Annotated in this window: 7 protein-coding genes; 5 read left to right on the forward strand and 2 right to left on the reverse strand. The window is 71.5% G+C overall.

The features are described from left to right. Nucleotides 1-13: 13 nt before the first annotated feature. From ald to IEZ13_RS44995, 5 genes are all read left to right on the forward strand, one after another. Nucleotides 14-1,129, forward strand: coding sequence for an alanine dehydrogenase (gene ald, locus IEZ13_RS44975; protein ID WP_183221660.1), 1,116 nt, complete (start codon nucleotides 14-16; stop codon nucleotides 1,127-1,129). Next, nucleotides 1,126-2,040 (forward strand): site-specific tyrosine recombinase XerD, encoded by a 915-nt coding sequence (gene xerD / locus IEZ13_RS44980; protein ID WP_221245569.1) that lies wholly within the window; start codon nucleotides 1,126-1,128, stop codon nucleotides 2,038-2,040. The genes ald and xerD overlap by 4 nt, the downstream gene beginning before the upstream one ends. Before the next feature lie 154 nt (nucleotides 2,041-2,194). Continuing rightward, nucleotides 2,195-3,127, forward strand: coding sequence for a ParA family protein (locus IEZ13_RS44985; protein ID WP_183221662.1), 933 nt, complete (start codon nucleotides 2,195-2,197; stop codon nucleotides 3,125-3,127). 11 nt (nucleotides 3,128-3,138) lie between these two features. Next, a complete protein-coding gene (locus IEZ13_RS44990; RefSeq protein WP_183221664.1) occupies nucleotides 3,139-3,810 on the forward strand; it encodes a zinc metalloprotease in 672 nt (223 codons plus the stop codon). A 33-nt stretch (nucleotides 3,811-3,843) separates the two neighbouring features. Beyond that, nucleotides 3,844-5,070 (forward strand): MFS transporter, encoded by a 1,227-nt coding sequence (locus tag IEZ13_RS44995; RefSeq protein WP_183221666.1) that lies wholly within the window; start codon nucleotides 3,844-3,846, stop codon nucleotides 5,068-5,070. A gap of 668 nt (nucleotides 5,071-5,738) precedes the next feature. Here IEZ13_RS44995 and IEZ13_RS45000 read toward each other — a convergent pair. Further along, entirely contained in the window at nucleotides 5,739-7,445 is a 1,707-nt protein-coding gene (locus IEZ13_RS45000) for a glycerol-3-phosphate dehydrogenase/oxidase (RefSeq protein WP_183221668.1), read from the reverse strand. A 23-nt stretch (nucleotides 7,446-7,468) separates the two neighbouring features. Next, the coding region (locus IEZ13_RS45005; RefSeq protein WP_268240216.1) for an FGGY family carbohydrate kinase at nucleotides 7,469-8,297 on the reverse strand (829 nt) is incomplete at its 5' end.

The raw sequence follows: 8,297 nt of genomic DNA on the forward strand, positions 1-8,297 counted from the left end.
ACGCTGGCCGGATATGAGGGTCGGGATACCCACCGAGGTCAAGAACAACGAGTACCGGGTGGCCGTCACCCCGGCCGGGGTCAACGAGTTCGTCCGCGCCGGACACCAGGTCAGCGTGCAGTCAGGCGCCGGTGACGGATCGTCGATCAGCGACGCCGACTACCGGGCCGCCGGGGCGTCGATCCTGCCCGGCGCGGACGCCGTCTGGGAGGCCGGCGATCTCGTCCTCAAGGTCAAGGAACCCCTGCCCGAGGAGTACGCCCGGATGCGCCCGGGGCAGGTGCTGTTCACGTACCTGCATCTGGCGGCGTCCAAGGAGTGCACCGACGCGCTGCTGGACCGCCGGGTGACCGGGATCGCGTACGAGACGGTCGAGCTGCCGGACCGGTCGCTGCCGCTGCTGGCCCCGATGTCCGAGGTGGCCGGACGGCTCGCCCCGCAGGTGGGCGCCTACCACCTGATGCGGCAGGGCGGCGGGCGCGGCGTGCTGATGGGCGGGGTGCCCGGGGTGTACGCCGCGAAGGTGGTGGTGATCGGCGCCGGGGTGTCCGGGCTGAACGCGGCCGCCATCGCGCTCGGCATGCAGGCCGAGGTGCTGCTGCTGGACAAGAACGTGGCCCGGCTGCGTGCGGTGGACGCCGACTATCGCGGGCACGTCCAGACGATCGCCGCCAACGCGTACGAGATCGAGAAGGCCGTGCTGGACGCGGACCTGGTGGTGGGCGCGGTGCTGGTGCCCGGCGCGAAGGCGCCGCATCTGATCTCGAACGATCTGGTGGCGCGGATGAAACCGGGCAGCGTGCTGGTCGACATCTCGATCGACCAGGGCGGCTGCTTCGAGGACTCGCACCCGACCACGCACGACGACCCGGCCTACCGGGTGCACGGGTCGATGTTCTACTGCGTCGCGAACATGCCCGGGGCGGTGCCGCACACCAGCACCTACGCGTTGACCAACGTGACCCTGCCGTACGCTCTCGAACTGGCCAACCTCGGCTGGCGCGACGCCCTGCGGGGCGACCCGGCGCTGGCCGCGGGGCTGAACACGTTCGGCGGCGAGGTGGTCTGCGGTCCGGTCGCCGAGGCGCACGGGATGCGGACGATCGCCCTGACGGAGGTGCTCCACTGAGCCTGGACCAGGCGATCCGAACCTATCTGGACCATCTGAGCGTGGAGCGTGGCCTGTCCCGCAACACCGTGGCCTCCTACCGTCGCGATCTGGACCGGTACGCCGAGGGGCTGACCGCGGCGGGCATCACCGACCTGTCCGGTGTGCGGGCGTCCGACGTGGCCGGGCACCTGGCCCGGTTGCGGGAGGAGGGGCTGGCGTCGGCCTCGGCGGCGCGGGCCGTCTCCGCGGTCCGCGGCCTGCACCGCTTCGCGGTCCGCGAGCGGCTCGTGCCGCACGACGTGGCGGCCGACGTGCGCCCTCCGGCCCCGCCGCGGCGGCTGCCCAAGGCGCTCGACGTGGATCAGGTGGAGCGGCTGCTGGCGGCGCCGGACGGCGACTCGCCGCTGGGGCTGCGGGACCGGGCGATGCTGGAGTTCCTCTACGGCACCGGGGCGCGGATCTCCGAGGCGGTCGGCGCCGACATCGACGACCTGGCCCTGGACATCGATCCGGCGGTGGTCCTGCGGGGCAAGGGCGGCAGGACCCGGCTGGTCCCGGTGGGCGGTTACGCGCGGGCCGCGTTGCAGGCCTATCTGGTACGGGCGAGGCCCACCCTGATCATCGGCGGTCGCGGGACGCCGGCGGTGTTCCTGAACTCCCGGGGCGGCCGGCTGTCCCGGCAGAGCGCGTGGGCCGTGCTGCACCGGTGGGCCAGTGCCGTGGGCCTCCCGGTGGACGGTCCCTATGCGGTGAGTCCGCACACGTTGCGTCACTCGTACGCGACGCATCTGCTCGATGGTGGGGCTGACGTACGGGTGGTGCAAGAACTGCTGGGACACGCCTCGGTCACCACGACGCAGGTGTATACCCTGGTGACCGTCGAGCGCCTCCGTGAGGTGTACGCGACCACACACCCGCGGGCTCGTTAGAGGCTATGGATGCGTAGGCGCGACACGCCGAACGGCTGACCCCGAAGGGGCAGTGCGTGTGGCGTACAGTCGGGCATCGACTGTGCCAGCCCCGCGGCGGAAAACTAAATGTCAAATCGGGGTTCACGACACGAGTCGGAAGGGGGCGGGGACGATGTCAGGGAACGGCGAGCGCGCAGAGGCCTGGACTTCCGCGCTCCGGGAACAGCAGAGCTCCCTCGATCTCGGCGCCGATCTGGGTCCCGCCGACCCCACGGCGTACACGATGCGCCGTCCGATCCCCGAGCCGATGCCGACCGACAAGCACGGCCCGGCCCGGATCATCGCCCTGGCGAACCAGAAGGGTGGCGTCGGCAAGACGACCACCACGATCAACCTGGGCGCCGCCCTCGCGGAGTACGGGCGCAAGGTCCTGCTCGTCGACTTCGACCCGCAGGGCGCCTGCTCGGTCGGCCTGGGCGTCAACCCGCACAACCTCGACCTGAGCGTCTACAACCTGCTCATGCAGGACGACGTCACCACCGAGGACGTCATCATCAAGAGCGATGTGGCCGGCCTGCACCTGCTGCCCGCCAACATCGACCTCTCGGCGGCCGAGATCCAGCTCGTCAACGAGGTGGCCCGGGAGATGGCGCTGGCCCGGGCGCTGCGCTCGGTCCGCAAGGAGTACGACTTCATCCTGATCGACTGCCAGCCCTCGCTCGGCCTGCTGGCGATCAACGCGCTGACCATCGCACACGGCGTGCTCATCCCGCTGGAGTGCGAGTTCTTCTCGCTGCGCGGTGTGGCCCTGCTGCTGGACACCATCGACAAGGTGCGTGAGCGGCTCAACTTCGACCTGGAGCTCGAAGGCATCCTCGCCACCATGTACGACTCCCGGACCACCCACTGCCGCCAGGTGTTGCAGCGCGTGGTCGAGGCGTTCGGCGACAAGGTGTACCAGACGGTCATCACCAAGACGGTGAAGTTCCCCGAGTCGACCGTGGCGGGCGCTCCGATCACTACGCTGGATCCCGCCTCCTCCGGTGCCCGTAACTACCGTCAGCTCGCTCGCGAGGTCATCGCCGCCCAGGCAGATCGAGGCTAGGTTCCACTCTCGTGCTCTTCGCGCTCGGCGATCCGGTGGCGTTCGTCGCCCTGCTCGCCGCCTTCCTGCTGTCCCTGTGGCTGCGTGCCGCGGCCATGCGGTTCACCGCGCGCACTGTCGGGCTGGCCGAGCGCCGGCAGTCGCTGCGGTTGCGGCTGCGGGAGGACATCGATCCGTTCGGGGCGGTCGCGGCGGCGGTCGGCGGCACCGGCTGGGGCAAGGTGGTGTCGGTCGACGAGGTGTCCCGCTGGCGGGGCCGGGGCCGGGCGGCGGCGGTGTTCGCGGCCGGGCCGGTGGCCTGCATCCTCAGCGGTGAGGTGATCATCGCGGGGTACTCGCTGGCGTTCCCGGACAATCTGCTCGACGACCTGAGCGTGGGGCAGGTGCTCTTCGGGGCCGGATACCTGCCGTACGCGCAGCAGGTGGTCCTGTCGCTCGGGGTGGGGCTGCTCGCCTTCGGTCTGCTGGCGCTCATTCCGATTCCGCCTTTGGACGGGTTCGGCATCCTGTGGAACGCGCTGCGTACGCCCGGCCCGAGCATGAACTGGATGCGGCTCTGGTTCGAGGACAAGAACCTCGGTGTCCTGATCCTCCTGATCTGCGCATTCTTCCCGACCGGCTACCCGATCCTCATCAGGATCATCGATATTCTGGGTGCGCTTTTCCTGCGGATCTGGGCCTGATTTTTCCCGCTCGGCACAGCTACTGTTTGAGCGATGTCGATGTCACTGGCTGTCGCTGTGCTGCTGCTCGGCGTCGCCGATTCGATGGTCGGCTCATACTTCGTCCTGTTCGTCACCGATGTGACCGGGATCAGCCCCTGGCAGACCGGCGTCTTCGTCTCCGTCCACGGCGTCGGCGGCATCCTCCTGAGCTGGCTGGCCGGCCGCGGATTCGACCGGCGCCCGTCCCGCGGCTACGCCGCCGCGGCCATGCTCTCCGGCGGCTTAGCCCTCTGCCTGATGACCGTGATCACCTCGTTCCCGCTGCTCATCCTGCTGGCCGTCACCCTGCTCGGCGCGCTCGCCGCCGCCTTCCCCCAGCTGTTCGCCCTGGCCCGCACCCTGCCCGGCGGCGGCCCGGCGGCCCGGCGCTCGGTGCCGCTGCTGCGGTCGGTGTGGTCGCTGGCCTGGGCGCTCGGCCCCCTGCTCGGCACCGCGGTGCTGGCCACCGCCGGGCACGCCGCCATTCCCCGGTACGCCGGAGCCGTCCTCGCCGTGGCGGCCGCCTGGGTGCTCGCCGCCGTCCCGGCGCCCTGCCACGACCCGCCCGGCGGCGCGCCCGCCGGCGCACCGGCCGGCGGGCCCCTGTCCCGGACCGCCACGGTCCTGCTGACACTCGGCATCACCCTGTTCTTCACCGCCATGTTCGCCGGGTCGGTCGCCATGCCGCTGTTCGTCACCCGGGAACTGCATCAGCCGTACTCGGCCGTCGGCGTGCTGTTCAGCGTCTGCGCGGCCGTCGAGGTGGTGGCCGCGCTCGCGCTGGCCGCCGTACCCGGCCACGTCAGCCAACCCCTGCTCATCCTCGCCGGGATGGGCTGCTTCGTGTTCTTCTTCGCCCTCACCGTCCTGGCCGGCGGCCTGCCCCTGCTCGTCGCCGGCCAGGTCGTACGCGGCGTGGCGGTGGCGGTCGTCGGCGCTGCCGGGATCCGCTACTTCCAGGACGTGATGGCGCCGGCCACCGGGCGCGCCACCACCCTGTTCGCCAACGCCACCACGGCCGGGATGGTGATCGCCGGGATCGTGGCCGGCGGCGCCGTCGAGATCCTCGGCTATACCGGAACCCTCCTGCTGTGCGGCGGCGTCACCGTGGCGGCGGCGGTGGCCTTCGCCCTCGGCACGGCCTCCCGCGTCCGGCGGCCCCGCTTACCGGTCCGCTCACCGGCCGCGGCGCCGCCGCGCGGCGCCACCCCGCGCCGGGTCCCCGACCCGAACCGCTGACCGGCACCGCCCACCCCGCGGCCCATAGCCCCACCTTGCGGCTCACCGTCTACCTCGCGGCCCGTCGTCCGCGGCCCGTCCGTCCACTTCCGCAGCGGGGAGGGACTGTCCGGGATGGTGGTTGATCTTGTTCGGCTGGTCGTCAGCGCTGTCTCGGCACCGTTGATACAGCCCTCAGTGCCAGCCGGTCGGTTCCGGCTGGTCGTGGGTGCTGTCTTTAGCGCTCTGAGCCAGCACCCAGAACCAGCCGAACAAAGATCGACCACGGTGCACGGCCCTCCGCGTCGACCTCTACCCACGACCGCTGGCCTGTGTGCTTCCGTCCTGCCTGTAGGCGTGGTGCGTGGACACGATGGGGATTGCGTGTGCGCTGGGTGGGGAGGCGCGATGGGGCGGGGTGTGCGCTGGGTGGGGAAGCGCGATGGGGTGGGGTGTTCGGCTGGTGGGAGGGTGCGGCGCCGGCTTGGAGATCTTGGGTGGGAGAGTTCGGTGCCGGTTAAGGAAGCCTTGGGTGGGCTCACGACCGGGTTGCGTGCTCGGTGATGCGGGCGGTGAGCATCGGCCACAGCAGGCGCGGCAGGTTGTGCCCCATCCCTTCGACGATCAGCAGCTCCGCGCCGGGGATGGCGCTCCGGCGTGCCCCCTCGCACGCCGGAGCGCCGGGCCGGTCAGGCCGGGGTGAGGGCCGTGCCGCGGAGGGTGGCGTCGGCGGACTCGTCGTCGGGCTGGGACTGGGCGGCCAGTTCGGCGATCACGTGGGATTCGTAGGTGCCGGCCTCGCGGTCCGCGTCGGCTGACGACCAGCCCAGGATCGGCGCGATCAGGGCGGCGGCCGCGCGGGCTGCCGCGACGCCCCGGTCGGGGGTTTCGAAAGCGATCCGGGTACGCCGTGCCAGCACATCGTCGAGGTGGCGGGCGCCCTCGTGGCTGGCCGCGTAGACGATCTCGGCGCGCAGGTGGCCGGGTGCGCCGTCCAGGGGGAGGCCCAGAGCCGGGTCGTCCTCGATGAGCGTGAGCACCTCGTCGATCAGGGTGCCGTAGCGGCGGAGCAGATCCTCCACCCGGGTCACGTGCAGCCCGTGGGCGCGGGCCAGGGCGGCGCGCCGGTTCCAGGCGGCCCGGTAGCCGTCGGCGCCGAGCAGTGGCACCTGGTCGGTGCAGGACGCCGGCACGCGGGTGGCGAGGTCGCGGGCCGCGGCGTCGACCGCGTCCTTGGCCATCACCCGGTACGTCGTGTACTTGCCGCCGGCAACCACGATCAGTCCCGGGACCGGGTTGCCGACCGCGTGCTCGCGGGACAGTTTGGCGGTGCTGGCCGCCTCAGCCGACAGCAACGGGCGCAGGCCGGCGTAGACACCCTGCACATCGTCTCTGGTCAGCGGCGTGGCGAGGGCCTTGTTGACCTCGTCGAGCAGGTAGTCGACGTCCCGGCCGGACGCCGCCGGGTCGGACTTGTCGAGGTTCCACTTCGTGTCGGTGGTGCCGATGATCCAGTGCCGGTCCCACGGGATCACGAACAGCACGCTCGTCGCCGTACGCAGGATCATGCCGGTGCGGCCGGCGATCCGGTCGCGCGGCACGACCAGGTGGATGCCCTTGCTCGCGGTGATCTTGAATTCGCCGCGAACGCCTTCGAGCAGGGCCTGGCTGTCGCCGGTCCACACGCCGGTCGCGTTGATCACCGTGCGGGCGCGGATCTCGAACTCGGCGCCGGTCTCCAGGTCGCGGGCCCGGACGCCGACGACCCGGCGGCCTTCGCGCAGGAAGCCGACCACCTCGGTTCGCGACGCCACGTGCGCCCCGTGCGCGGCCGCCGTGCGGACCAGGAACATGGTGTGCCGGGCGTCGTCGACCTGCGCGTCGTAGTAGCGGATCGCGCCGACCAGCGTCTCCGGGCGCAGCGACGGGAACGCCTTGAGCGCTTCGACCCGGCTCAGGTGCCGGTGCACGGGCACGCCCGCGCCGCCGCCGGAGAGGGCAAGGATGTCGTAGAGGGCGACGCCGGCGCCGACGTAGAGGCGCTCCCAGGCCCGGTGTTGCAGCGGGTAGAGGAACGGCACCGGGCGGACCAGGTGCGGGGCGAGTTTCTGGATCAGCAGGCCGCGTTCCCGCAGTGCCTCCCGGACCAGGCTGAAGTCGAGCATCTCCAGGTAGCGCAGGCCGCCGTGGATGAGTTTGCTGGACCGGCTGGAGGTGCCGCTGGCGAAGTCGCGGGCTTCCAGGAGGCCGACGGACAGGCCACGGGTGGCGGCGTCCAGGGCCGAGCCGGCCCCGACCACGCCGGCGCCGACGACCAGCACGTCCAATTCGTCGCCGGACGACATGATGGCGAGAGCCTTGGCACGGGCCTGGGGCGAGATCACTCCGGTTTTCATTCTGGTTCCTTCCGGAAATTCGGTCAGCCGACGCTGACCCAGTCGAGGGTGCGGTCGATGGCCGCTCGCCAGCGGGTGATTCCTTCGGTGCGCCGGGCCGCGGACCAGGACGGCTGCCAGCGCCGGTCCTCGTGGCGGTTGGCGCGCAACTCGTCGAGGGACGTCCAGAAGCCGACCGCGAGCCCGGCCGCGTAGGCGGCGCCGAGGGCGGTGGTCTCGGCGACCACCGGACGGCTGACCGGTACGCCGAGGATGTCGGCCTGCAACTGCATGCAGAGCGCGTTGGCGGTGACGCCGCCGTCGACCTGGAGGCAGTCGAGGACGGTGCCGGAGTCCTGGGCCATCGCCTCGACCACGTCGCGGGTCTGGTAGCAGACGGCCTCCAGCGCGGCCCGGGTGATGTGGGCCGCGGTGTGGAAGCGGGACAGCCCGACGATGGCGGCCCGCGCGTCCGGCCGCCAGTAGGGTGCGAACAGGCCGGAGAACGCCGGGACGAAGCAGACGCCGGCGCTGTCCTCGACCTGCTCGGCGAGGGTCTCGCTGTCCGCGGCGCTGTCCAGGACGCCGAGCTGGTCGCGCAGCCACTGGATGGCGGATCCGCACGCCGCGATCGATCCCTCCAGCGCGAAGACCGGCTTCTGGGTGCCGAAGCGGTAGCCGACCGTGGTGATCAGCCCATGACTCGACCGGACCTGCTTGGTGCCGGTGTTCATCAGCAGGAATCCGCCGGTGCCGTAGGTGCACTTGGCCTCGCCCGGCTCGAAACAGGCCTGCCCGAACAGTGCCGCCTGCTGGTCGCCGATGGCGGCCGCGATCGGCACTCCGGGCAACACGGTCTCGGCGGTGCCGTAG

Source organism: Actinoplanes campanulatus, assembly GCF_014647795.1.
Lineage (GTDB): Bacteria > Actinomycetota > Actinomycetes > Mycobacteriales > Micromonosporaceae > Actinoplanes > Actinoplanes campanulatus.

What these genes read in the sequence shown, in the direction of transcription:
- ald (WP_183221660.1), top strand. Translation starts at nt 14, where the DNA reads ATGAGGGTCGGGATACCCACCGAGGTCAAGAACAACGAGTACCGGGTG.
- IEZ13_RS44985 (WP_183221662.1), top strand. Translation starts at nt 2,195, where the DNA reads ATGTCAGGGAACGGCGAGCGCGCAGAGGCCTGGACTTCCGCGCTCCGG.
- IEZ13_RS44995 (WP_183221666.1), top strand. Translation starts at nt 3,844, where the DNA reads ATGTCGATGTCACTGGCTGTCGCTGTGCTGCTGCTCGGCGTCGCCGAT.
- IEZ13_RS45000 (WP_183221668.1), bottom strand. Translation starts at nt 7,445, where the DNA reads ATGAAAACCGGAGTGATCTCGCCCCAGGCCCGTGCCAAGGCTCTCGCC.